The sequence below is a fragment of the Maricaulis sp. genome, from assembly GCF_034670125.1.
GTDB lineage: Bacteria > Pseudomonadota > Alphaproteobacteria > Caulobacterales > Maricaulaceae > Maricaulis.
The window spans coordinates 12,628-34,838 of record NZ_JAXMOC010000008.1; the positions used below are offsets into that span (position 1 = coordinate 12,628).

Genomic DNA, 22,211 nt, shown 5'->3' on the forward strand with positions numbered 1-22,211 from the left:
GCGCCACTCGCCTAGCCTCCGGTCCAAGCCATCAGCGAGCCCGCCCCATGCAAAGCAAAGCCAATTACTTCACCCATCTGGAATGTTCGCAGACCGGCGAACGCTACGAGGCCGGCGAGCCGCACAACCTGTCCAAGGCCGGCAAGCCACTGCTCGCCCGCTATGACCTGGACAAGATGAAGGACGAGGTCGATCGCGGTGCGGTCTGGGCGCGCGAGGGGGGTTTTTGGAAATGGCGCGAACTGCTGCCCGTCGTCGACGACGCCGACATTTGCGCCCTGGGCGAACTCGACACACCGCTGATCGATGTGCCGGCGACCGCCAAGGCCTCCGGAGCGACGGGCAAGGTCTGGGTCAAGGATGAGGGGCGTTTGCCGACGGGCTCGTTCAAGGCGCGCGGTCTCGCCCTCGCCGTGGCGATGGCTCACAGTTTCGGCCTCAAGCGCCTCGCCATGCCGACCAATGGCAATGCCGGCGCGGCGATGTCGGCCTATGCCAGCCGGATGGGCATGGAAAGCTATTGCTTTGCGCCGGAGGATACGCCGGAGGCCAATCTGCGCGAGATGGCCCTGCAGGGGGCGAAGGTCTTCAAGGTCAACGGCTTCATCCATCATTGCGGCGCCCTTGTAGGGGCCGGCAAGGACAAGATGGGCTGGTTCGATGTCTCGACCCTGAAAGAGCCCTACCGGATCGAGGGCAAGAAAACGATGGGCCTGGAACTCGCCGCCCAGCTCGGCTGGCGGGTCCCCGATGCCATCTTCTACCCCACCGGCGGCGGTACCGGCCTGATCGGCATGTGGAAGGCCTTCGACGAGATGGAGCAACTCGGCTGGATCGGTTCGGAACGCCCAAAAATGTTTGCCGTCCAGGCGGAAGGCTGCGCGCCGATTGTCAAAGCTTACGAGGATGGTGCCCGACATGCCGAGGAATGGCTCGACGCCAAAACCGCCGCCATGGGCATCCGCGTTCCCAAGGCGATCGGTGATTTCCTGATCCTTGACGCCGTCCGGGAGAGCGGCGGCGCGGCGCTGGCCGTCTCCGAGACCGTCATCGAAACCGCCCGCACGAGATGCGCCCGCCAGGACGGGTTATTGCTCTGCCCCGAAGGCGCCGCCACCCTCGCCGCCATGGAAAAAGCCATGGGCGACGGCCTGCTGGCCCGCGACGCCGAATGCGTGCTGTTCAATTGCGGTTCGGGATTGAAGTACGCGATGCCGGATGGGGCCGTTGCGCTGGACCGGCATGGGGATGTGGATTGGGGCGCGCTTTGAAGAAAACGAGTGAAGCCTTTCTGACGGGCCGCTCTCCTGAAAGCGACCGGCGCCATTCTCGTCGCTTGTTCTGGGGGGTAGCGACGCCAGTTCTGGCTCTGGCACCACAAATATACCATTCGACTCTTCAGCTTATTGGGACCCCGGAATTCTTGCCGCCGCTTTTGCTTCAATTCGCGATCTGCGCCCTGTTTTTGGTCGGTGCGCGAACAATTCCCATTCATCGGGGACAGGACCTACCGCACGCTCGTGTACCGGTCTCCACCCGTTTTTGGGCGGTGCTGTTTGATGTTTTTGCTTGGTCGATTGTCGCGGGCCCGTTCATTGCAGCCGTTCGTCGGATACCCCCTGACCCTACCGCGCCGATAACCTTGGGTATCGTAGGGATTGTGATGGTGTCCTTTGTGGCGCGCAGCATTCGTGCCGTTGCAACAGGCAGGCCCAGCTTCGGTCAAAGGGTCATGAGTTACCGTAGCGTCGCTTTGAAATCCCCCATGAAAAGCGGCTTTCTCAACACTGTTTTCGGTGCCATCGCCTATGCTTTTGCGCCTGTCACCTTGCTGCAGATTCGCAAAACCGACGCCCAACCGGCCTGGTGGAACCGGGCCAGCGATGTGAAAGCCATCAGCACTGACTAGCCAACGAGCTGTTCCAGGGCACGTACCAGAGGAACTTGTCCCACCCCCTCGCTTCGTTCCGAAAGGTGACTTTGATGAATAACCCCAAGCGCGCGTCCCGATCTTCGCTCGGCCTGGCCATCCTGGTGACCCTCGGCTCTGTCGGGTGGCAGATTGCCAAACATTCCGACGCGCTTCTCGGCACGCCGGCGATGCTGGCCCTGGTCGCGGCGGGCACAGGAACATTCGCGGTTCTGGCGGGCATGGCGCTGTTCCACATCGAGCGCCAGATCACATCGCCCATGATGACCGACCGAGATGGCAACCGGCAAAATGGGTCACCGCTCACCCTGGCCGTCGGCCTCGGGACCCTCATCATCCATGTCATGGCCACATACCGGGTCTCGGCCTGGCTCGCGCAGGGCGGCGCGGCCAGCCTGCTGGCGACCTGATACCGGGCGGCCCCGTGGAACATCCTCCCCACCTACCCAGGCCGCTTGGCGTCCGTGTGCCGCCTGCGCTAGGGTCAGGCCTGTCAATCGGGACGAAGCCATCCTGTCGGACAGGAATTGAAGACCACATCTGTACCGCCAGGCTGCCCGGCAAGACCGGCAAGGGGAAAACTGTCGCATGCATCCCAATATGATCGCCGGGCTGGGCGCTGTTCTGCTGTTGCTGATTGCTGTCGTGTTTTCGACCAACCGGCGCAAAATCCGGTTGCGGACCGTGCTGAGTGCCCTGCTCTTGCAGGGCGCGATCGGCGCGTTGGTGCTCTATCTGCCCATCGGTCGCGACATCCTGTCGGCGCTGTCGGCGGGTGTGACCCAATTGCTGGCCTTCTCGACGGCCGGCATCGCCATGGTGTTCGGCCCGCTGGTGTCTGACGCGGTCGGATTCAGTTTTGCCCTGAACGTGCTGCCGGTGGTGATCTTCTTTTCGGCGCTGATGTCGGTGCTCTACCATATCGGCGTGATGCAGTGGATCGTCCGGATTGTCGGCTTCGGGCTGAATGCCTTGCTGGCCTGCGGACGTGTGGTCTCGCTCAACGCTGCCGCCAATATTTTCGTCGGCCAGACCGAGGCCCCGCTGGTGATCCGCCCCTATCTCGACGGGATCACAAAGCCCCAGCTGTTCGCCATCATGACTTCTGGTCTCGCCTCGGTGGCCGGGACCGTGCTGGCGGCTTACGCGCAAATCGGGATCAGTGTCGAATACCTGCTGGCCGCCAGCTTCATGGCCGCGCCGGGCGGCTTGCTGATGGCCAGCATCATCATGCCGGCCGACGACGAGCAGGATGAGGCCCAGGACATCGTCAAGGGTCCGCCTGAGCGGGAGCGACACGCCAATGTGGTGATGGCGGCGGCGGTCGGGGCCAAGGACGGCCTTCACCTGGCGCTGAATATCGGCGCTATGCTGATCGCCTTCGTCTCGCTGATCGCGCTTTTGAACGGGCTGATTGCCGGTATTGCCGGATTGTTCGGCGCCGACGGCGTGACCATCCAGTCCCTGCTGGGCACCGTGCTGTCCCCCTTGATGATGGCACTCAGCATACCGGTGGCAGAGGCCCAGGCGGCCGGGGCCATTGTCGGTGAAAAGCTGGTGATCAATGAATTCGTCGCCTATCTGACCCTGTCCGGCAGCATCGAGGACTTCTCGCCGCGCAGCCAGGCCATTCTCACCATTGCGCTTTGCGGCTTTGCCAATCTCAGCTCTGTCGGGATTTTGCTGGGCGGGCTGGGCAGTCTTGTGCCGGACCGGATTTCGCAGATTGCCCGCTTCGGCCTGCGCGCCGTGCTGGCCGGGTCGCTGTCCAATCTGATGAGCGCAGCCATCGCCGGCATGTTGTTTGTCGGATAAGCCCATGACCCATCGCGTCATTCTTGATTGTGACCCGGGTGTCGATGATTGCATCGCACTGCTCGTTGCCCTGGGCGCATCGGACCGGATTGACCTGCAGTCGATCTGTGTTGTGGCCGGCAATGTGCCGGTCGATGTCTGTGCCCGGAACGCCCTCGGCGTTCTGTCGCTGGCCGGGCGGGACGACATTCCGGTGTTTTCGGGCTGCGACAGACCGATGCGGGTCGCGCCCAGTTTTGCCGACCACATCCACGGCAAGACAGGACTGGGAGACGCGGTTCTGCCTCCCGCGCTCGCGCCGCTTCAACCCGACCATGCCGTCGATTATCTCTGCCGTGAGCTGGGCTCGGCCAAGCCCGGATCGATCACGCTGGTGATCACCGGACCGATGACGAATTTTGCCACCGCCCTGCAACGCGACCCGACCATCACGGCGGCCTTGCGCGAAGTGGTCATCATGGGTGGGGCCGCGGACGAAGGCGGCAACATCACACCGTTCGCGGAGTTCAATATCTATGCCGACCCGGATGCCGCGAAATGCGTGCTGGGCAGTGGATGCCCGACCACCCTGATCGGCCTCGATACGACATTGCAATTCCGCTGTATGCCGACGCGTATGGACCGCTTGTTGACCTCCGCTCACCCGGCCAGCCTGACGGCAGCGGCCATGATCGGCCACGTCAATCGGGTCTATGGCGAGATCTATGGGGTTGACGGGGCTGCGATGCACGACCCCTGCACGATTGGCTACCTGCTGGCGCCCGACCTGTTTGATGTGTCCGAGGTTGCCATCGACGTCGATTGCAGCGATGGCGAGCGACGCGGCCAAACGCGGATCCAGTCCACGGACACACCGTCCGACCTGCCCGTTATTCGCTGGGTTCACGGCGTCCGCGACGAAAAGCTGTTCAACCTGGTGGTCACCGAAATGGAGCGGCTGTGATGACCCAAAAGATCACCGTCGTCGGATCGGTCAATCTGGATCTTGTGGTTCGTTGTGAACATCTGCCCCGGGACGGCGAGACGGTGTTGGGGAATGGCTTTGCCAAACACCCGGGCGGCAAGGGCGCCAACCAGGCGCTGGCGGCCCGGCGCCTGGGCGCGCAGGCCCGCCTGATCGCCTGTGTCGGCGAGGATGACGAGGCCGACGCGGCGCTCGCCTTGCTGACGGCCGGCGGTGTTGATTTGTCGCGCTGCCGCCGTGTTCCGGATCAGCCGACCGGTATCGCCATGATCGCCGTCGAGCCGGCCGGCGACAATCAGATCGTTGTCGCCAGCGGTGCCAATGGCGCCTTGTCGGTCACCGATCTTCCGGAGCGCATCGACGGCGGCCTGATCGGCCAGCTCGAGACGCCGGTCGAGGTTCTGCTGGAGGCCCAGGCGCGGTGTTCCGGGCTGGTCGTTGTGAACCTTGCCCCGGCCCGGACGCTGGACAACGCCGTGCTGGGGCGGGCCGACGTCTGCATCGTGAACGAGGCAGAATGTGATTTCTACGGGACCGACCGCCTGTTCGCGGCGGGTGGCCTGACAGCCCTGACCCTGGGCGCTCGCGGGGCCGTCCTGTTCAGGGATGGTGTCGAGATTGCCCGCGCCCGGCCGCCAAGCGTAACATCACACGATGCGACCGGGGCGGGCGATACGTTCGTGGCGGCACTGACGCTGGCCTTGCTGGAAGACCAACCGGCCCGGACGGCCCTTGAATTTGCCTGCGCCGCCGGGGCCGCCGCGACACGCAATGCCGGGGCCCAACCGGCCCTGCCGGTACGGGCTGCGGTCGACGCGCTCATGGCTGGAGATGACCTTGACCGATAGCATTCCCCATCTGGACCTGACCGCTTTTCGCGACGGCGATGCGGCCACGCGCCAGGCGTTCGGACGGGACCTGGTGGCCGCCCTGCGCCAATGCGGTTTCATCACCCTGGAAGGTCACCGGGTTGATCCGCAGATGATCGAGCGCAGCTATGCGTCTGCGGCCACCTTCTTTGCCCGCCCGGTCGAGGAGAAGATGCGCCATGCCGGCGGGCTGCGGGGCTATACGCCGTTTGGTCGTGAGCATGCCAAGGATTCGAGCGTTCCCGACCTGAAGGAGTTCTGGCAGATCGGGCATGCCCAGGCCGAGCCGGAAGCGAAGCTGTCCTGGCCGGATCAGCCGGCTGATTTCCAGACCGTCTTCGAAGCGCTCTTTGACGCCCTGGAAGCGACGGGGCGGGACCTGCTGTCGGCGATCGCCTTGGGCCTGTCCCTGCCGGAGTACTATTTCGACCCAAGGATCGAGAACGGCACCTCGCTTTTGCGCCTGATCCACTATCCGGAGATTCCGGCATCGGCCGACCCGCGCTGTGTGCGGGCTGCGGCCCACGAAGACATCAACCTGATCACGCTGCTTGTCGCCGCCCAGGGGGGCGGACTGGAAGTGCTGACGCGAGACGGAAACTGGTTGCCTGTCCTCAACGGTCCGCACCACCTGGTCGTGGACACGGGCGACATGATGGCGCGGATCACCAATGGCTTCCTGCCGGCGACGACCCATCGCGTGGTCAATCCGGTCGGCCCGAATGTCAGCCGGTATTCCATGCCCTTTTTCGTGCAGCCGCGCGCCGATGTGGTGCTGGAATGCCTGCCCGGCTGTGCGCAGGACGGCGCCGAACCGCCCGCCCCGATCTCGACCGGAGACTTCCTCGATCAGCGCCTCCGGGAGATCGGCCTGAAGTGAACGGAGGGACATGTACCTTTGGTACGTGTCCCTTTGAAAATGCGGGAAAATCCCGGACCCGCAGCCTGCAGATCCCCCTTGGCGTCGCGTCGCGAACCCGCACAATGCCAGGATGCAACGTCTTCACGTCAATCGTTACATTCTGGGCTGGACCCTGATCGCGCTCTGGCTTGTGCCAGCCGGGTTGCACCAGGCCTTTTTCTCAAACTGGCTGGAGCAGTTCGACGAGGTCTGGGAAAGCGTGACCGCGCTGCGTAATTTCGTCACAGTCCCGGCGCCGGTCGCGAGCGCCATCAATGCCATAGCCCTGCTGCTGGGCCCACTTCTTGTGCTGATCTGCGAACCGGCACCGCCGGTCTCGGCACGTCAGACAGCCATCCTGCCCGAACAGCGATTCAGGGCCGGATTGGTCGATTTTGCCGCCGCGCAACTCGCCATCGCCCTGCCCGCCCAATTGCTGCTCCTGACACTCAACGAAATGCAGCTTGGGCAGCCTTTTGATCCGGACTGGATCGGCCTGCCCCGTCTATTCCTTGAACCGTTCAGCCCGGTCGCCTGGCTCATCTACACCGGTTGGCATCTGACGCGGCGCAAGCAGACACTCGGACAATACGTCAATCGCTACCGGCTCGTGCACCCCGGGCCTGTAACCAGCGCGCGAGAAGTGGTCTATCAGGTCTTCCGCATCTGGTTGCATGCTGCCGGACAGGCTGCCAGGGATTCGCTCCGCCACCAGCGATCGATCCTGACCTATACCAAGGCCGAGTACGCCGCACTCGACGAGACGGTGACGCCAAACTGGTATTTCAGCGCCGGCGTGACCACGGAAGTCCTGGACTATGACGCGGGCGAGTAGCCAACACCTCCCCCACACTTGACCTTTTCCGCGCCGTGGCGCATCCCCCGCGCTTGCCGATGACCTGCCCGGAGCCCGCTCATGATCCCCCGCTATACCCGCCCGCAAATGGCTGCCATCTGGGCCGACCAGAACAAGTACAAGATCTGGTATCTGATCGAGGCGCATGCGACGGAGAAGTTGGCCGAGCTGGGCGTGGTGCCGCAATCGGCGGTCGAGGCCGTGTGGAAAGCGAAAGACGTCGAGTTTGATGTCGACCGGATCAATGAGATCGAGGCCGAGGTGAAGCATGATGTCATCGCCTTCCTCACCCATCTGGCCGAGCATGTCGGCGAGGAGAGCCGTTTCGTCCATCAGGGGCTGACCTCCTCGGACGTGCTGGACACCTGCCTGGCCGTGCAGATGAAGCAGTCCGCCGATCTCCTGCTGGAAGGCATGGACCGGGTACTGGCAGCGCTGAAAACGCGCGCCATGGAGCACAAGTTCACCGCCTGTATCGGTCGCTCGCACGGCATCCATGCCGAGCCGACCACGATGGGCCTCAAATTCGCCCGCTTCTATGCCGAGTTCGACCGCAACCGGGCCCGCCTGGTCGCGGCGCGTGACGAGATCGCCACCTGCGCCATTTCCGGCGCCATCGGCACCTTTGCCAATATCGACCCGGCGGTGGAAGAGCATGTCGCCAAGCAGATGGGCCTCAGCGTCGAGCCGGTCTCGACCCAGGTCATCCCGCGCGACCGCCATGCCAATTATTTCGCCGTGCTGGGCCTGATCGCCTCGGCGATCGAGAATATCGCCATCGAGGTGCGCCACCTCCAGCGCTCCGAAGTGCGCGAGGCGCAGGAGTATTTCTCGCCGGGCCAGAAAGGCTCGTCGGCCATGCCGCACAAGCGCAACCCGATCCTCACCGAGAACCTGACCGGCCAGGCCCGTCTGGTGCGCTCGGCCGTGGTGCCGGCGATGGAGAATATTGCCCTCTGGCATGAGCGCGACATCTCGCACTCCTCGGTCGAGCGTGGCATCGGCCCCGACGCCAATGTCCATCTCGACTTTGCCCTGCACCGGACCGCCTCCATGATCGAAAAACTGATCGTGCATGAGGATCGTTGCCTGGAAAACCTCCAAGCCTATGGCGGCATCCACAATTCCCAGCGCGTGCTTTTGGCGCTGACCCAGGCCGGTGCCAGCCGTGAGGACTCCTACCGGCTCGTCCAGCGCAACGGCATGAAGACCTGGGATGAAGGCGGCATGCTGGTCGATCACCTCAAGGCCGATGAGGGTGTCACCGCCCTGATGAGCGATGCCCAGATCGAGGCCTGTTTCGACGAGGCCTATCACATGAAGCATGTCGACACGATTTTCGCCCGGGTGTTCGGGGACTGAGGGCTCCGATCCTCTGCAATTGTCATCCCCGCTGGACGTCCGGCGAAGGCCGGACGCAAGGCGGGGACCTAACTGTTCGAACACATAGGTCCCTGACTTTCGCCCTGCCTTCGCAGGGCGTCCATCAGGGATGACAAGGGTTTGGCGGCAGGTCTTCGAACACAAGCCCGGGATGACAAAGCGGTGATATCGCGCACAACCCGGTGGCGAACTGATCCGCACCTCCCTACATTCCCCGCCATGGCCAAGACTCACCCCCATATCGACGATCGCATCCGCGCCTTCATTGAAAAGCAGAAGATGTTCTTCGTCGCCACCGCCCCGTCGGGAGATGGCGGGCATGTGAACCTGTCGCCCAAGGGCTATGACAGTTTCCGCATTCTGGGTCCCAATGAGGTCGCCTATCTCGATCTGGGCGGTTCGGGCATCGAGACGCTGGCCCATGTGCGCCAGAATGGCCGCATCACCTTCATGTTCTGCGCTTTTGAGGGCGCGCCCAACATCCTGCGCCTTTACGGACAGGCCGAGGCGGTGTCGTTTGACGAGCCGGGCTTTGCCGACAAGCTCGCCCTCTTTCCGGACTTTCCCAAGGCCCGCACTATCTTCACGGCGACCATCGACCGCATCCAGGACAGTTGCGGCTGGGGCGTGCCCTTCTACGAGTTCACCGGCGAGCGCGACCAGCTGGTGCGCGTCAACGCCCACCGCTCCGACGAGGACTGGTCAGCGCGGCGCTATGAAAGCAATGCGGTCTCGATCGACGGCATCCCCGGACTGGTCAAACCTGAAACCGCAACCGAGTAAGACACCATGCGTTTGAGCCTCGTCCTGATCGGCCTGATGGCCGCCTTCCTGGCCCCCAATTTCTTCCGCGGAAACTGGGACAGTGCCGCTGTGGCCAGCGTATCGGAGCCGGCGAGCGAGCCGCGCCTGGTTGCGGCCATGTTCCGCTCCTCCTGGTGTTCAGCCTGCCGGATCATCGAACCGCGCGTCGAGGATGTCCGTGAGGAATACGAAGACGCGGCTGTGGATTGGGTGAAATTCGACTTCACCCTGGGCCGCCGTGGCGCATTGCGCGAAATGGCCGAGGCCGAGGGCCTGCTGTCCATCTATGACGATGCCGCCGGCTCGACCGGTTTCATGTTGCTGATTGATCGCGAGACCGGCCAGGTCTTCGAGATGATCACCATGGATTACGGCCGCGACCAGATCCGCGAGGCGCTGGATCGCTGGCTGCATGTCGTCGAGCGGCTTGAGGCCGAGGGCGTCTGACCTCTCACCTCAGCTTTGACCACAAAAAAGCCCCGGCATGACCGGGGCTTTTCGTTGCAGCGCTTTGCCGAAGGATCAGCCTTCCGAGCGGATCTGCTCGCGTGCCTTGATCAGCAGGTCGTCCATTTCCTTGCGCAGGAGATGGTCGGACAGCTCGACACCCTTGGCGTCAAAATCGCCGCGCACCTTGCGGAAGACGTCATCATCACCGGCTTCCTCGAAATCGGCGACCACGACGGTCTTGGCATAGGCTTCGGCCTCCTGGCCGTCCATGCCCATTTTCTCGGCCGCCCACAGGCCCAGAAGCTTGCAGCGGCGGGCGTTGGCCTTGAACTCGATCTCCTGATCGTGCGCGAACTTGTTCTCGAAGCCTTTTTCGCGATCATTGATGCCCGACATGGGTCTCTCCTTGAGGACGGTCGTTTGGGACAGTTGTGTTGCTTGTTGAGTAGCTTGGCGGCGCCGCCAAATCAATCTTTGCGCGGTTGTCCGTGGCAGCTCCATGCCGCACCGCGACAAGAGATTGCGCCGCACGCCCGCGAAGGATAATTTCAGCCTCCGATACGCGGTCCGGTCTTCGATTCGGGCCGCGTCGTGCTTTTCCATGGCCGGTTGTCCGCTGGGGGCGGCCGGGCCCGCCTCTGGAGCGCCCATCATGTCCCGTCGCAAGATGATTTACGAAGGCAAGGCCAAGATCCTCTATGAGGGTCCCGAGCCGGGCACCATCGTCCAGTATTTCAAGGACGACGCCACCGCTTTCAACAACCAGAAGAAGGCGACGCTGGAAGGCAAGGGCGTGCTCAACAACCGGATCTCCGAGCATATCATGCTCGGCCTCGGCCGGATCGGCATTCCCACCCATTTCCTCAAGCGCCTGAACATGCGCGAACAATTGGTCCGCCAGGTCGAGATCATTCCGCTGGAAGTGGTCTGCCGCAATGTCGCCGCCGGCTCGATCAGCACCCGCCTGGGCGTGCCCGAGGGCGATCAATTGCCGCGCTCCATCGTCGAATTCTACTACAAGAAGGACGAGCTGGGCGATCCGATGATCTCGGAAGAGCACATCACCGCCTTCAACTGGGCCACCCATCAGGAGATCGACGACATGATGGCGATGACCCTGCGGGTCAACGACTTCCTGTGCGGCCTGTTCACCGGCGCCGGCATCCGCCTGGTCGACTTCAAGCTGGAATTCGGTCGCCATTATGAAGGCGACATGGTGCGCACCGTGCTGGCCGACGAGATCAGCCCGGACAGCTGCCGCCTGTGGGATCTCGAGACCAACGAGAAAATGGACAAGGACCGCTTCCGCCGCGACATGGGCAATGTCACCGAAGCCTATGCCGAAGTCGCCCGCCGTCTCGGCATCATGAAGGAGAGCGGCCAGGGCGCCGCCAATGGTGATGTCGGCAAGAGCGACGCCGCGAAGTAGGTCCTCGCCCTTGATGGGCGAGGTGGATCGTCGCGAAAGCGGCGAGACGGAGTGGGTGATCGGCGGCCGGTGCCGGAACGCTGCGCGTTTCACCCGATCCGACCCGACGCGACGCGCCGGCCCACTTTCCTACCCTGTGGGGAAGAAAAGGCACAACGCACCCCTGCCCTGCTGAATCACCATGGGCTGCGAATTGCGCGCGCGACGACTCCGCTTTATGCAGGGGCCAAATGTCGTGACCAGCACAAGCGAGTCGAGCCCGTGAAAGCGAAAATCCACGTGTATCTGAAACCCGGCGTTCTGGACCCTCAGGGAGCCGCCGTTGCCGGCGCCCTGCACAATATGGGTTATGACGAGGTCGAAGCCGTCCGCCAGGGCAAGCTGATCGAGCTGGACCTGAGCGGCGATGACGCCGAAGCGGCCCGCAAGCGCGTTGACGAGATGTGCGCCAAACTCCTCTCCAACCCGGTGATCGAGAGCTACTCGATCGAACTGGCGTAGGAGAGGCCGGGTTGGGCCTGCGTGATCTTCTGCTCTGGTTGTTTACTGGTCGACCGCTTCCGCGAAAGTCAGACCCAAGCATTACAGAGGCCGACTTTGGCGGCGATGTTTCCCACCGGGAACCGGTCGTCGACGAAGTTGAGCTCGCAAAGCTAGTCGAGGCAGCATTTCCTTTTGAGGTAGTCACAGCAGCCGGCGCGGTAGCAGAAGCAGAACGCCAGAGTCTCGCTGCAAAGCCCGGGCGATGCGCCGCCCACCTGGGTGACCGGGACAATTTTCTGACCCTCGCAAGCATTTTTCATACGCCGACATCCGGCATCCAAAACCTACGCTCGCCATCCGACATTGTCATGGCTTCCGCCGACATTGACCTCGCTGCATTCAGCAAGACGCCGGTTGGCATCGACGCGAGTGATCTGCCCGATTTGATGAAGGAGATCAGTGGAGCTTGGCCTGCCGAGGCGGAAGCCCTCAATGGCCCACTGGCCGTCACAAGCCCGCTAACCAATCAACCACACTCGCTGACCTACATCGGCGTATTTCCTACAGATGACGAAACCGAGATCCCTGCACTCTTGCGCTGGGGCGCGTGGAACGATTGCCCTGCACCCGAAGTTCACGTGGCCCACCTCCGCGGCTGGCGGGACGCCTATGGCGCTAAGCTGGTGTCGATAACGCGTGACACAATCGAGCTAAGAGTGGACAGGCGCCCCGCATCGCGCGAGGAAGCGCTGGAACTCGCGCGCCAACATTTCGCCTACTGCCCGGACATTGTCCTCCAAGGCACGCAAACCATCGAAGCGCTAGCCGCCAGTCTCATGCAGAGCGACTGGTGGTTTTTTTGGTGGGATTAGGGCATCAAGCGCCAACCGATACAGGGACACAACACAGTATGAAATCCGCCGTCATCGTCTTCCCGGGCTCGAATTGTGATCGTGATGCCCACGACGCGATCGAGAAAGTCACGGGCCACAAGCCGGCCATGGTCTGGCACCAGGACAGTGACCTGCCCGAGGGCACGGAATTTGTCATGGTGCCCGGCGGGTTTTCCTATGGCGATTATCTGCGCTGCGGTTCGATGGCCTCGCGCTCGGCGATCATGCCGGCCATTGTCGCCCACGCCGCGACCGGTGCGCCGCTGCTGGGCGTGTGCAACGGCTTCCAGATTCTCACCGAGAGCGGACTTCTGCCAGGCGCACTGATGCGCAATGCCGGGCTGAAATTCGTCTGCGAGAAGGCGCCGCTCACCGTCGAGAACGCCAACACGCAATTCACCTCACGCTATGAGGCCGGCGCCCGGCTTCTGGTGCCGATTGCCCATCATGACGGCAACTACTTCGCCGACGACGCCACGCTCGACCGCATCGAGGGCGAAGGCCAGGTGGTGTTCCGCTATGGCAAAAACCCCAATGGCTCGGCCCGCGACATCGCCGGCATCACCAATGAGCAGGGCAATGTGATGGGCATGATGCCCCACCCGGAACGCGCCGTGGACACCGGCCATGGCGGCACGGATGGGCTGGCGCTGTTTGAATCTCTCCTCGGGAGTGCGTGACGATGACCCAATACGCCGAAGGCATCACCGCCGAGATCGTCAAGGAACACGGTATCAATGACGCCGAATACGCCGTCATTCTGGACCGTCTGGGCCGGGCGCCGAACCTTGTGGAGCTGGGGATTTTCTCGGTCATGTGGTCCGAGCACTGTTCCTACAAGTCCTCGCGCGCGCATCTGGGCCGTCTGCCGACTTCCGGCGAGAAGGTGATCCAGGGGCCGGGCGAGAATGCCGGTGTGATTGATATCGGCGATGGTCAGGCCTGCATCTTCAAGATGGAAAGCCATAACCACCCCTCCTTCATTGAGCCCTATCAGGGCGCGGCGACGGGTGTCGGCGGCATTTTGCGCGATGTCTTCACCATGGGCGCGCGGCCAGTAGCGTTGATGAATGCGCTGCGCTTTGGCGCGCCGGAACACAAGAAGACCACGCATCTGGTCTCTGGTGTGGTGGCTGGCATTGGCGGTTACGGCAATTGCGTCGGCGTGCCGACCGTGGGCGGCGAGACCAATTTCCATGCCGGCTATAACGGCAATATCCTGGTCAATGCGATGGCCGTCGGCCTCGCGGATGCCGACAATATCTTCTACGCCCGCGGCGCCGAGCCTGGCCAGCCGATCGTCTATGTCGGCTCAAAGACCGGCCGCGACGGCATTCATGGCGCGACCATGGCTTCGGCCGAGTTTGACGACCAGTCCGAGGAAAAGCGTCCCACCGTCCAGGTCGGTGACCCCTTCACCGAGAAAAAGCTGATCGAGGCCTGTCTCGAACTGATGGCCACCGACGCCATCGCCGCGATCCAGGACATGGGGGCGGCCGGCCTCACCTCCTCCTCGGTCGAAATGGCCGACAAGGGCGGGATCGGCATTGCGCTGGACATGGACAAGGTGCCCCAGCGCGAAACCAATATGACGACCTATGAGATGATGCTCTCGGAAAGCCAGGAGCGGATGCTGGTCATCATGAAGCCGGGTCGCGAGGACGTCGCTTACGAGATCTTCCGCAAATGGGAACTCGATGTCGCGGTGATCGGCGAGACCACGAATACCGGCCGCATGGTGCTCACCCACAAGGGCGAGACCGTCTGCGATATCCCGGTCGCGCCGCTGGCCGACGACGCCCCGAAATATGAGCGCCCCTATTTTGCGCCGGAAGTGCGCGCCCAGCTCAATGCCAAGGACGTCGCCCAGCCCTCACACATGGGCGAGGTGCTGCTGAAGCTCATGTCGAGCCCGGACATGGCCTCCAAGGCGTGGATCTGGAAACAGTATGACCGTCACGTCATGGCCGACACGGCCGCCTCGTCGGAAGACCCGTCGGATGCCGCCATTGTCCGCGTGCATGGAACGAAGAAGGCGCTGGCCATCACCACGGATTGCACGCCGCGCTATTGTTTTGCCAACCCGTTCGAGGGCGGCAAGCAGGCTGTCGCCGAAGCCTGGCGCAATCTGACCGCCACCGGTGCCGACCCGATCGCCATCACCGATTGTCTCAATTTCGGCAATCCGGAACGTGAGGAAATCATGGGCCAGTTCGTCGGCTGTATCGACGGCATGGCCGAGGCCTGCGCCAAGCTCGACTTCCCGGTCGTGTCGGGCAATGTCAGCCTCTACAACGAGACCAATGGCGTCGCCATTCCGCCGACGCCGGCGATTGGCGGGGTTGGCCTGATCCCGGACATGGACCAGCGGGCCCATTTCGGTGGCATGCGCGAAGGCGATATCCTGATCGTGGTCGGCGAGACCGAAGGCGCGCTGGGCGCCTCGGTCTATCTGAAGGTAATCGAGAACCGCGAAGATGGCGGTGCGCCGCTGGTCGATCTCGATGTCGAGAAAGCCAATGGTGACTTCGTCCGCGGGCAGATCCGCTCGGGCCGCATCTCGGCCTGTCATGACCTGTCCGATGGCGGCCTCGCCTGCGCCGCGGCCGACATGGCGCTGGCCTCGGACATGGGCATCAAGCTGGCCCATGAAGGCCCGGTTCCGATGCACGGCTATCTCTTCGGTGAGGACCAGGGCCGTTATCTGCTGGCTGCCGCCAAGGAAGACGCCATCGCCATCCTGCAGGACGCCAAGGCCGACGGTGTGCCCGTCCATGTGGTCGGCCTCGCCGGCGGCACGGCGGTGACCGTCAATGGCGCCCACCCTCTGGAGCTGGACCGCCTGCGCGCGGCCTGGGACGGCTGGATGCCCGGCCTGATGGACCAGTTGGTCGAAGCAGCGGAATAGACCGACGCTCTACCCAACAAGAAAAAGCCGCCGCAATCTTGCGGCGGCTTTTTCGTTTCAGCCTCAACCGCTCAGTCGTCGGCCAAGGCAAACACGTCTTCCACGGTGACCTTGAAGAATCGTGCCAGCCGCAGCGCGATGACGGTGGACGGGACGAAGCGCCCGACCTCGATCGTGCTGATCGTCTTGCGCGAGACTTCGATGGCGGCGGCCAGGTCGCTCTGGCTCATCCCGGATTCTGCCCGGAGCACCCGAAGCCGATTGGTCAGCGGCGCACTCAAACCGAGTCCTCCCCCTCGCCCTCATCGCGGCTGAACAGGAAGAAAGACATGGCGAAACAAGCCAGCGAAATCGCAAGGATCAGGTCGAGCAGCACCGCAGCCGATACCCGTTCGAGGATCAACCGATCCAGCAGGGTGAGGAGGATCAGGCTCAGAAAAGTGCCGGCAAAGGCAGTCAACCCAGCTCGCTGGAGCGCCGCGCTCATGAAGCCGTCCGATTTCCATGGATTGACCGCCGGGCCGCCAAATCGCCGCTTGATGATGAAAAAGCTGGGCAGGAAAACGATGACAATCAGCAATCCGCCGATCAGTCCGGCATCGTCGAGATAGGTCGACACCGGTGGCACGGTGAGGGCCTGCCCGACGTTCAGCGCGTAGATCAGCGCCGCGAAGGCGGCCGCGTACCCGGTCATGCCCGCAAGGCGGTCACTCGCTTCGGCGCGATTGCGTGGTGAGAAAAAGGACATCTGCGTCTCCGGTTCAGTTCGATACCCCTGATGTACATATTGAAACCGATAGGTGTCAATGTGAGAAGAATAGGTTTCATCATTGACCGGCGGACACGAAAATGGCCCGGCACACGGCCGGGCCATTCGTGATGCTTGCAGGTAGGCGAAAATCAGCGTCCGGACGCTTCGCCAATCATCTGCAGGTTCGCGTCCGACTGACGCGCGAAATCGGCGATGGCTTCGCTGGCATCCTGGAAGAAGTCCAGCGTCATGTTCTCATAGGTATCGGTTGGCTGGTGGTAGTGCGGATGGAAGTCGACGCCCAGATAGATGAAGGGGATGCCGGCAGCGTGGAAGGCTCCACTATCGGTCAGATTGGTCCAGTCACCGCCCGGCTCTGTCGTCGGCTCGTCATAGCCCATCGGCATCGACACACTTGCCCGCGTCGCCACGTCTTCAACGATCGGTGTCAGATACGGATAGTGATAAGTGCCGACGGCCCACAGGATCCGGTCAGACGACATGGCGACCATGTCCATGTTGAGATTGAAGGTGATGTTTTCGATCGGGATTGGCGGGTTGGCGACAAAGGCACGGGCCCCCTGCAAACCGCGCTCCTCGGCATCAACGAAGGCAAAGATCACGTCATGTTCGGGCGGTTCCGCATGAAACATTTCGGCTATGGCCAGAACCGAGGCGACGCCGGACGCATTGTCATCGGCGCCATTCCAGATCTGGTCGCCGCGCATGCCCTCATGGTCAAAATGCGCCGACACCACCATCGTGCGTTCGCTGTCACCTGTGCCCTCGATCACGGCAAGGATGTTGACCCCGTCGATCTTTTCTCGGGATCGCGGTGCTTCGAAAGTGAAGCCATGTTCATAGCCGTCGCCTACCGGGCCGACACCCATCGATTCCAGACGGTCGATAATGTAGGCGCGCGCCCGGGCATTGCCGGCGGTTCCGACCTCCCGGCCTTGCATGTCGTCGGCGGCGAGAACCCGAAGGTCGGTGAGCAATTGCTCCCGGTCCAGTGCCCAGTCAACGCTATCTCCAGCGCCTCCCGGCTGGCCGGCCACACAGGCGGTCGAGAACAAGCTCACGGAAAGAATGGCAGAGGCCAGAATGGCGCGCATGGAATACCCCCGGTTCGAACAGACGCCACCGAGATTGCCATGGAGCTGCACAGCACCCCACCAAATTTTCCGTAACAATCAGAACCAGCGACTGGGGCTGGCCGCCGGTTGCGGTTCGTGGTCCGGCCAGTTCGCCTCCGACTGCTCAAGATAGCCGGGAATGCCCTGCTCCCACCGCTGCTGAATCGACGGCGAGAAATTCATGTAGAGCACACCGTCCACTATGCCGTAGGCCAGCGGATCGGTGCGCACCTTGCGGTCATTTGCCAGCGCATAAGCGCAGTGTCCGTCATACGCAGGAGCGTAGCGGCCCGGATTGGACAGGAATAGGTCGCGATTGGCTTCGGTCGCAAAATACCAGGTCGCTCCGTTATATTCTGCCGTGATGGTGTCCAGCCCGGCTACAGGCCGGTCACCGGTGTGGTAACTGACCACGTCAAAACCCCCGACCGGCCGGTCATCGCGATCCAGATACTGGTCGCCTGCTTGGGCGGAACCGGCCAACAGCAGGGTCGCCAGAAGGAGCTGGCCGAAGCCCAGCCCGCATCTGTTCAGGCATTTGGCAGCGAAGATGGCGGTCATGGTCTTTTCCCCGGCAACGGTCACGACTAGCTTGGCGCAGATATGGGCTGTCATGGCGCGTCGGGATAGTGCACGAGACGACACAACCGGTCACGCCGTCACCGGTCATTCGTGATCAACCGTGAAGCCGCAACAGCCTGCCAGTCACACAGTATTTCGAGGATCCGCCATGCCCATGCCCGCCGACGACATCATCGCCCTCATCAAGGCCGGAATTCCGGACGCCGAGATCACCATGACCGATCTCGCCGGCGACAATGACCATTGGCAGGCCGTCGTGGTCTCCGAAAGCTTTCGCGGCAAGCTGCGGGTCGCCCAGCACCAGATGGTCTATGCGGCCCTGGGCGACAAGATGGGCGGCGAGTTGCACGCACTCGCCCTGGAAACGCGGACACCCGGCTGATGATCGAGGCCGGTGCCTTCTCCCGCCTCGGATTCGGTGTCACCGGACCGCATGCCGGTCTGGGGACCAGCCGCAGCGCGACCACGCGCCTGATCCATCAAGCGGTCGAGCACGGTGTGACCCTGTTCGACACCGGCCCGGCCTACGGCCGGGGCGAGGCCGAGCGGCGCCTGGGCACAGCCCTCAAGCAGATCCCCCGCAATGCGGCCTTTGTCGCCACCAAGGCCGGGGTCCACGCGGGCGGACACCGCGACTTTTCCGCCGGCGCGGTGGAAATGTCATTACGGGAGTCGCTCAAGCGCCTGCAACGCGACCATGTCGACCTTCTGTTGCTGCATGGCCCGGCCCCCGGCGAACTCACGGACAAACTGATCCGCCGGCTGCAAGCCTTCACCGAACGCGGCATGATCCGCCATATCGGGGTGTGCGGCCGGGGCGAGGAGCTGGACCGTGCCATCGAGTTGGGCGTGTTCGACGCCCTCATGGCACCGGTCAATGACAGCTTGAGCAGCACCCAACGCCAGCGCCTGACCCTTGCCCGGAAAAGCGGCCTGTCGGTCATTGGCATCGAGGCCATGGCAGGCGCTGCCCGCCTGGCGGGCCCGCCCCGGTCGCGCAGCGATCTGTGGTATCTCGCCCGTCAGCTCAAACGTCGATTGCGCGGCGATCCGCCGGCGGCTGCGACCGCATCGGCAGTGGCCGGGCTCCACTGGGCCCTGTCGCAGCCCTTCGCGGACAGCGTCATCTGCCTGACCAGCCGCGCGGCCCACCTGGCGGCCAATGCCGCACTGGTCGCCACTCTTGAAGCCGGCGCGGCGAAGCCTTAGCTATCGATCAGGATCATTCGAGGAGTTCCGCCATGTCCGCCACCGCCCATGACAGCATCAAGTCGACCATCGACGGCAATGACGTTGTCCTTTTCATGAAGGGCACCCCGGTCTTTCCGCAATGCGGGTTCTCCTCGGTCGTCGCCCGGGTCCTGGATCATCTCCAGGTCAATTTCGAGAGCGTCAACGTGCTTGAGGATGACGGTGTCCGTCAGGGCATCAAGGAGTTCTCGAACTGGCCGACCATTCCCCAGCTCTACGTGAAGGGGGAGTTCGTCGGCGGCTGCGACATCATCAAGGAAATGTTCGAGACCGGCGAGCTTCAGGCCTATTTCAAGGACAAGGGCGTCCTCGCCGACGCGTGACACCGGTCTCCGGGCGTCAGCGCCGCGCGGCCAGGTTGGTACGCGTCTCGTTCCAGTCCCAGGGCCGCTCTGTGTCGACCGGATTGAGCAGGATCACCTGTCCACCGATCGGCACGCCCAGCTCTTCAAAGCCAAAGCCGAGCTGTACCCCCCAAGGGGTCGGCGCGGCACAGCGGTCCTCGACCTGGCGGGTCAGCTGCACCGTGTAGATGTCGCCATGGTATTGCTCGACATTCACAAGATAGTCGGCCCGTGAGGTGCATCCATTGGTGTCGGCATGGACAATCAGGATGTCATCTTCGATCACGCGCCAGTAAATCACCGGCTCGGCATCCGGGTTGACGGCGGGTGCCTGACGATAGGTGCCCGGAATGCGCATGTCAGAGATATTCACCGTCGGCAATGATGGCATGGCCGGCATCGGTGGCAGGCTCGGCAGGAAACGGTTTTCCGCCTCCTGCTGCGGGTCACCGCTGGTCGCACATGCACAAAGGGTCAGGGCCAGCCCCACACTGGCCAGGCCGCCTCGCAAAAAACCGATCATAATAGCCCCCCAATAGTCCCCAATCGTGCCCGGCCCCGCTCAAATTTGCCCCACAGGACAGGACAGAACCGGTATCCAAGCAGGGATTGAGGTTTGTTCAACCCAAGACTCGTGAAGGGGGAAATTTGGTGCCACCGTGCGTCACACTAGGGCAGGTGCGCCAAATTCGACCTGCCGGCGGGCGGGACACGAAAAAGGCCGCCCCGGTGTCCCGGAGCGGCCTGTTTCTGGTCGATTTGCGTCCTCTTACGAGGAGTAGAATTCGATGACCAGGTTCGGCTCCATCTGCACCGCGTACGGCACTTCAGAGAATTCCGGCATGCGCACGAAGGTGGCCTTCATCGCCTTGGCATCGAGATCGATGTATTCCGGCAGGTCACGTTCCGGGCTGTCCAGGGCTTCCAGGACCAGAGCCATTGAGCGCGAACGCTCGCGGACTTCGATCACATCGCCCGGCTTGCAGCGGTAGGACGGGATGTTGACCTTGATGCCGTTGACCTTGACGTGGCCGTGATTGACGAACTGGCGCGATGCGAAAACCGTCGGCACGAACTTGCAGCGGTAGACGATGGCGTCGAGGCGGCTCTCGAGGAGACCGATCAGCAGCTCGGCGGTGTTACCCTTACGGCGGGACGCTTCGTCATAGGTACGACGGAACTGCTTCTCGGTGATGTTGCCGTAATAGCCCTTCAGCTTCTGCTTCGCCATGAGCTGAAGACCGAAATCGGACATCTTGGTCTTGCGGCGCTGACCGTGCTGGCCGGGGCCATAGGAGCGCGAATTGACCGGGGACTTCGGACGGCCCCACAGGTTTTCACCCATGCGGCGGTCAATTTTGTATTTCTGCGAATGACGCTTCGACATGTTCTCTCTTCTCTCGATGCGATCCGGCGACACCCATCATTGGGGTCACGATTTAAACGGCGGACGTCACATCACCCGTACCCCGCGCACCCGATGGCGCGCGAGAAGCGGGGTTTCTACCTGTGTGGACAGGAAAGTCAACCGATCCGGTGCAGGCCGGAGCGGCAATCGGGGCCGATTGTCTAGCCGCGACGCAAAACGGTGCCCAGACGGGTCTGGAAACCGTGATTGCCCCATTCGCTGGTATACTGAGTGGCCTTCGCCTTGGCTTCACCAACCGGCACGCCCCAGAAGTCGGCGAGGGTGAGTGCGTCATCAAAGCTCAACCCGGTATCAACCCAGCTGCAACTGACGCTGGTCGCCGTGGAGGCGATGTCGGCATCGGCAAGGTTGGTCAGGCCTTCAGTGATCTTGCGGCCGATCACGGCCTTGGCTTCCCCGACATCCGTGCCCCAGACATGAGCAACCTTCAGCGCATCACAATAGCCATAGTCGCTCTGGAAGAAGACCTGCTGCATGCGGTGGGTCTCCCCGCCGTCGCCATGAGCCGGTGGGGCAGCATTGCCGACCGTGTCGAGGACGTAGGCCATGTTTTCCATGAAGCGCTTGTGACCAAGGCTGGACGCCATGGAGCCAGCCGTCAGCTTGGCGTCATAGGGCGATGAGCCCCAGAACGCCGCCAGGGCCTCGGCGTGAGCGTATTCCAGCCCCAGGTCTTCCCAACTGCAGCGGACCGACGCGGCGGTCGAGGCGATATCACGGTCGAGCAGATGGGTCAGACCCGCCGCGATCTTGCTGCCGATGATGGCCTTTGCCCGGAAAGTATCGGTGTTCCACACCTGCGCCACTTTCATCGCGTCGCAATAGCCGTACTGGCTGCTGAAGTAGAGATCGCGGTGGGCGTCGGTTTCCTGGCTGATGCCACTGCCCGCCGAGATCGCAGAAGTGATGGCTGCCAGTTCGGTTACACTCAGTTGTGCCTCGGCCTGGCCGGCCGCACCGGTCATCGCGACGAGCGCAAAGGCACCCAACAAGGTGGAATTCGACATGTTTGTCCCCCGGGAATTTCTATTGT

At 62.8% G+C, this 22,211-nt stretch carries 27 protein-coding genes; 19 read left to right on the forward strand and 8 right to left on the reverse strand.

From position 1 onward, the window contains the following. Positions 1–47: 47 nt before the first annotated feature. From VOI18_RS12935 to VOI18_RS12985, 11 genes are all read left to right on the forward strand, one after another. On the forward strand, positions 48–1,271 hold the full coding sequence (locus VOI18_RS12935; RefSeq protein ID WP_323762836.1) for a threonine synthase: 1,224 nt from the start codon (positions 48–50) through the stop codon (positions 1,269–1,271). Continuing rightward, positions 1,268–1,909, forward strand: coding sequence for a hypothetical protein (locus VOI18_RS12940; protein WP_323762837.1), 642 nt, complete (start codon positions 1,268–1,270; stop codon positions 1,907–1,909). The genes VOI18_RS12935 and VOI18_RS12940 overlap by 4 nt, the downstream gene beginning before the upstream one ends. A gap of 74 nt (positions 1,910–1,983) precedes the next feature. Beyond that, positions 1,984–2,340 carry a hypothetical protein gene (locus VOI18_RS12945; protein ID WP_323762838.1) on the forward strand — a complete coding sequence of 119 codons (357 nt, stop codon included), beginning with the start codon at positions 1,984–1,986 and terminating at the stop codon, positions 2,338–2,340. Between the two features lie 178 nt (positions 2,341–2,518). Continuing rightward, positions 2,519–3,745: a NupC/NupG family nucleoside CNT transporter gene (locus VOI18_RS12950; protein WP_323762839.1), complete on the forward strand. Its 1,227-nt coding sequence runs from the start codon at positions 2,519–2,521 to the stop codon at positions 3,743–3,745. 4 nt (positions 3,746–3,749) lie between these two features. After that, positions 3,750–4,688 carry a nucleoside hydrolase gene (locus VOI18_RS12955; RefSeq protein ID WP_323762840.1) on the forward strand — a complete coding sequence of 313 codons (939 nt, stop codon included), beginning with the start codon at positions 3,750–3,752 and terminating at the stop codon, positions 4,686–4,688. Continuing rightward, positions 4,688–5,557, forward strand: a complete 870-nt coding sequence (locus tag VOI18_RS12960) for a PfkB family carbohydrate kinase (protein ID WP_323762841.1) — start codon at positions 4,688–4,690, stop codon at positions 5,555–5,557. Before VOI18_RS12955 ends, VOI18_RS12960 begins: the two co-directional genes overlap by 1 nt. Further along, positions 5,547–6,458 carry an isopenicillin N synthase family dioxygenase gene (locus tag VOI18_RS12965; RefSeq protein ID WP_323762842.1) on the forward strand — a complete coding sequence of 304 codons (912 nt, stop codon included), beginning with the start codon at positions 5,547–5,549 and terminating at the stop codon, positions 6,456–6,458. The genes VOI18_RS12960 and VOI18_RS12965 overlap by 11 nt, the downstream gene beginning before the upstream one ends. 112 nt (positions 6,459–6,570) lie before the next feature. Further along, the gene (locus tag VOI18_RS12970) at positions 6,571–7,314 is read left to right on the forward strand and encodes a hypothetical protein (RefSeq protein WP_323762843.1); all 744 of its coding nucleotides are present in this window, start codon (positions 6,571–6,573) and stop codon (positions 7,312–7,314) included. An 81-nt stretch (positions 7,315–7,395) separates the two neighbouring features. Then, positions 7,396–8,697, forward strand: coding sequence for an adenylosuccinate lyase (gene purB / locus VOI18_RS12975; RefSeq protein WP_323762844.1), 1,302 nt, complete (start codon positions 7,396–7,398; stop codon positions 8,695–8,697). Positions 8,698–8,937: 240 nt separating this feature from the next. Next, positions 8,938–9,501: a pyridoxamine 5'-phosphate oxidase family protein gene (locus VOI18_RS12980; RefSeq protein ID WP_323762845.1), complete on the forward strand. Its 564-nt coding sequence runs from the start codon at positions 8,938–8,940 to the stop codon at positions 9,499–9,501. A 6-nt stretch (positions 9,502–9,507) separates the two neighbouring features. After that, complete coding sequence (locus tag VOI18_RS12985) at positions 9,508–9,969, forward strand: thioredoxin family protein (RefSeq protein ID WP_323762846.1); 462 nt, start codon at positions 9,508–9,510, stop codon at positions 9,967–9,969. Positions 9,970–10,044: 75 nt separating this feature from the next. On the opposite strand, the gene VOI18_RS12990 is transcribed toward VOI18_RS12985, so the two are convergent. After that, positions 10,045–10,368: a DUF1476 domain-containing protein gene (locus VOI18_RS12990; RefSeq protein WP_291764407.1), complete on the reverse strand. Its 324-nt coding sequence runs from the start codon at positions 10,366–10,368 to the stop codon at positions 10,045–10,047. A gap of 256 nt (positions 10,369–10,624) precedes the next feature. Here VOI18_RS12990 and purC point away from each other — a divergent pair, with 256 nt between their 5' ends. The 5 genes from purC to purL all read left to right on the forward strand — a co-directional run bounded on the left by purC (position 10,625) and on the right by purL (position 15,685). After that, positions 10,625–11,401 carry a phosphoribosylaminoimidazolesuccinocarboxamide synthase gene (purC, locus tag VOI18_RS12995; RefSeq protein WP_323762847.1) on the forward strand — a complete coding sequence of 259 codons (777 nt, stop codon included), beginning with the start codon at positions 10,625–10,627 and terminating at the stop codon, positions 11,399–11,401. A gap of 261 nt (positions 11,402–11,662) precedes the next feature. Next, a complete protein-coding gene (gene purS, locus VOI18_RS13000; protein ID WP_323762848.1) occupies positions 11,663–11,902 on the forward strand; it encodes a phosphoribosylformylglycinamidine synthase subunit PurS in 240 nt (79 codons plus the stop codon). An 11-nt stretch (positions 11,903–11,913) separates the two neighbouring features. After that, entirely contained in the window at positions 11,914–12,756 is an 843-nt protein-coding gene (locus tag VOI18_RS13005; RefSeq protein WP_323762849.1) for a DUF4253 domain-containing protein, read from the forward strand. A gap of 38 nt (positions 12,757–12,794) precedes the next feature. After that, complete coding sequence (gene purQ / locus VOI18_RS13010) at positions 12,795–13,457, forward strand: phosphoribosylformylglycinamidine synthase subunit PurQ (protein ID WP_323762850.1); 663 nt, start codon at positions 12,795–12,797, stop codon at positions 13,455–13,457. A gap of 2 nt (positions 13,458–13,459) precedes the next feature. Continuing rightward, a complete protein-coding gene (gene purL / locus VOI18_RS13015; protein WP_323762851.1) occupies positions 13,460–15,685 on the forward strand; it encodes a phosphoribosylformylglycinamidine synthase subunit PurL in 2,226 nt (741 codons plus the stop codon). 71 nt (positions 15,686–15,756) lie between these two features. Here the strand turns inward: purL and VOI18_RS13020 are convergent, their stop codons facing one another. The 4 genes from VOI18_RS13020 to VOI18_RS13035 all read right to left on the reverse strand — a co-directional run bounded on the left by VOI18_RS13020 (position 15,757) and on the right by VOI18_RS13035 (position 18,133). Beyond that, positions 15,757–15,936, reverse strand: coding sequence for a helix-turn-helix transcriptional regulator (locus VOI18_RS13020; protein ID WP_323762943.1), 180 nt, complete (start codon positions 15,934–15,936; stop codon positions 15,757–15,759). A 26-nt stretch (positions 15,937–15,962) separates the two neighbouring features. Further along, positions 15,963–16,433: a hypothetical protein gene (locus VOI18_RS13025; RefSeq protein WP_323762852.1), complete on the reverse strand. Its 471-nt coding sequence runs from the start codon at positions 16,431–16,433 to the stop codon at positions 15,963–15,965. A 152-nt stretch (positions 16,434–16,585) separates the two neighbouring features. After that, the gene (locus VOI18_RS13030) at positions 16,586–17,551 is read right to left on the reverse strand and encodes a M20/M25/M40 family metallo-hydrolase (RefSeq protein WP_323762853.1); all 966 of its coding nucleotides are present in this window, start codon (positions 17,549–17,551) and stop codon (positions 16,586–16,588) included. Positions 17,552–17,629: 78 nt separating this feature from the next. Next, positions 17,630–18,133 (reverse strand): YHS domain-containing (seleno)protein, encoded by a 504-nt coding sequence (locus VOI18_RS13035; RefSeq protein WP_323762854.1) that lies wholly within the window; start codon positions 18,131–18,133, stop codon positions 17,630–17,632. 169 nt (positions 18,134–18,302) lie between these two features. Between VOI18_RS13035 and VOI18_RS13040 the strand changes: the two genes are divergently transcribed. The 3 genes from VOI18_RS13040 to grxD are packed head-to-tail and all read left to right on the forward strand — an operon-like array spanning position 18,303 to position 19,728. Continuing rightward, positions 18,303–18,536 (forward strand): BolA family transcriptional regulator, encoded by a 234-nt coding sequence (locus VOI18_RS13040; protein WP_323762855.1) that lies wholly within the window; start codon positions 18,303–18,305, stop codon positions 18,534–18,536. Then, complete coding sequence (locus VOI18_RS13045) at positions 18,536–19,363, forward strand: aldo/keto reductase (RefSeq protein ID WP_323762856.1); 828 nt, start codon at positions 18,536–18,538, stop codon at positions 19,361–19,363. Before VOI18_RS13040 ends, VOI18_RS13045 begins: the two co-directional genes overlap by 1 nt. A gap of 32 nt (positions 19,364–19,395) precedes the next feature. Further along, positions 19,396–19,728: a Grx4 family monothiol glutaredoxin gene (gene grxD / locus VOI18_RS13050; protein ID WP_323762857.1), complete on the forward strand. Its 333-nt coding sequence runs from the start codon at positions 19,396–19,398 to the stop codon at positions 19,726–19,728. A 16-nt stretch (positions 19,729–19,744) separates the two neighbouring features. Here the strand turns inward: grxD and VOI18_RS13055 are convergent, their stop codons facing one another. The 3 genes from VOI18_RS13055 to VOI18_RS13065 form a co-directional block, all read right to left on the reverse strand. After that, positions 19,745–20,272, reverse strand: coding sequence for a hypothetical protein (locus VOI18_RS13055; RefSeq protein WP_323762858.1), 528 nt, complete (start codon positions 20,270–20,272; stop codon positions 19,745–19,747). A gap of 246 nt (positions 20,273–20,518) precedes the next feature. Then, positions 20,519–21,136 carry a 30S ribosomal protein S4 gene (gene rpsD, locus VOI18_RS13060; protein ID WP_011642956.1) on the reverse strand — a complete coding sequence of 206 codons (618 nt, stop codon included), beginning with the start codon at positions 21,134–21,136 and terminating at the stop codon, positions 20,519–20,521. Between the two features lie 182 nt (positions 21,137–21,318). After that, the gene (locus tag VOI18_RS13065) at positions 21,319–22,185 is read right to left on the reverse strand and encodes a hypothetical protein (protein ID WP_323762859.1); all 867 of its coding nucleotides are present in this window, start codon (positions 22,183–22,185) and stop codon (positions 21,319–21,321) included. Between the last annotated feature and the right edge of the window lie 26 nt (positions 22,186–22,211).

What these genes read in the sequence shown, in the direction of transcription:
- purQ (WP_323762850.1), top strand. Translation starts at nt 12,795, where the DNA reads ATGAAATCCGCCGTCATCGTCTTCCCGGGCTCGAATTGTGATCGTGAT.
- VOI18_RS13065 (WP_323762859.1), bottom strand. Translation starts at nt 22,185, where the DNA reads ATGTCGAATTCCACCTTGTTGGGTGCCTTTGCGCTCGTCGCGATGACC.
- purC (WP_323762847.1), top strand. Translation starts at nt 10,625, where the DNA reads ATGTCCCGTCGCAAGATGATTTACGAAGGCAAGGCCAAGATCCTCTAT.
- VOI18_RS13040 (WP_323762855.1), top strand. Translation starts at nt 18,303, where the DNA reads ATGCCCATGCCCGCCGACGACATCATCGCCCTCATCAAGGCCGGAATT.
- VOI18_RS12990 (WP_291764407.1), bottom strand. Translation starts at nt 10,368, where the DNA reads ATGTCGGGCATCAATGATCGCGAAAAAGGCTTCGAGAACAAGTTCGCG.
- rpsD (WP_011642956.1), bottom strand. Translation starts at nt 21,136, where the DNA reads ATGTCGAAGCGTCATTCGCAGAAATACAAAATTGACCGCCGCATGGGT.
- VOI18_RS12935 (WP_323762836.1), top strand. Translation starts at nt 48, where the DNA reads ATGCAAAGCAAAGCCAATTACTTCACCCATCTGGAATGTTCGCAGACC.
- VOI18_RS13045 (WP_323762856.1), top strand. Translation starts at nt 18,536, where the DNA reads ATGATCGAGGCCGGTGCCTTCTCCCGCCTCGGATTCGGTGTCACCGGA.
- VOI18_RS12960 (WP_323762841.1), top strand. Translation starts at nt 4,688, where the DNA reads ATGACCCAAAAGATCACCGTCGTCGGATCGGTCAATCTGGATCTTGTG.
- VOI18_RS12955 (WP_323762840.1), top strand. Translation starts at nt 3,750, where the DNA reads ATGACCCATCGCGTCATTCTTGATTGTGACCCGGGTGTCGATGATTGC.
- VOI18_RS12950 (WP_323762839.1), top strand. Translation starts at nt 2,519, where the DNA reads ATGCATCCCAATATGATCGCCGGGCTGGGCGCTGTTCTGCTGTTGCTG.
- VOI18_RS12945 (WP_323762838.1), top strand. Translation starts at nt 1,984, where the DNA reads ATGAATAACCCCAAGCGCGCGTCCCGATCTTCGCTCGGCCTGGCCATC.
- grxD (WP_323762857.1), top strand. Translation starts at nt 19,396, where the DNA reads ATGTCCGCCACCGCCCATGACAGCATCAAGTCGACCATCGACGGCAAT.
- VOI18_RS13025 (WP_323762852.1), bottom strand. Translation starts at nt 16,433, where the DNA reads ATGTCCTTTTTCTCACCACGCAATCGCGCCGAAGCGAGTGACCGCCTT.
- purB (WP_323762844.1), top strand. Translation starts at nt 7,396, where the DNA reads ATGATCCCCCGCTATACCCGCCCGCAAATGGCTGCCATCTGGGCCGAC.
- VOI18_RS13055 (WP_323762858.1), bottom strand. Translation starts at nt 20,272, where the DNA reads ATGATCGGTTTTTTGCGAGGCGGCCTGGCCAGTGTGGGGCTGGCCCTG.
- VOI18_RS13035 (WP_323762854.1), bottom strand. Translation starts at nt 18,133, where the DNA reads ATGACCGCCATCTTCGCTGCCAAATGCCTGAACAGATGCGGGCTGGGC.
- VOI18_RS13030 (WP_323762853.1), bottom strand. Translation starts at nt 17,551, where the DNA reads ATGCGCGCCATTCTGGCCTCTGCCATTCTTTCCGTGAGCTTGTTCTCG.
- VOI18_RS12980 (WP_323762845.1), top strand. Translation starts at nt 8,938, where the DNA reads ATGGCCAAGACTCACCCCCATATCGACGATCGCATCCGCGCCTTCATT.
- VOI18_RS12970 (WP_323762843.1), top strand. Translation starts at nt 6,571, where the DNA reads ATGCAACGTCTTCACGTCAATCGTTACATTCTGGGCTGGACCCTGATC.
- VOI18_RS12985 (WP_323762846.1), top strand. Translation starts at nt 9,508, where the DNA reads ATGCGTTTGAGCCTCGTCCTGATCGGCCTGATGGCCGCCTTCCTGGCC.
- purL (WP_323762851.1), top strand. Translation starts at nt 13,460, where the DNA reads ATGACCCAATACGCCGAAGGCATCACCGCCGAGATCGTCAAGGAACAC.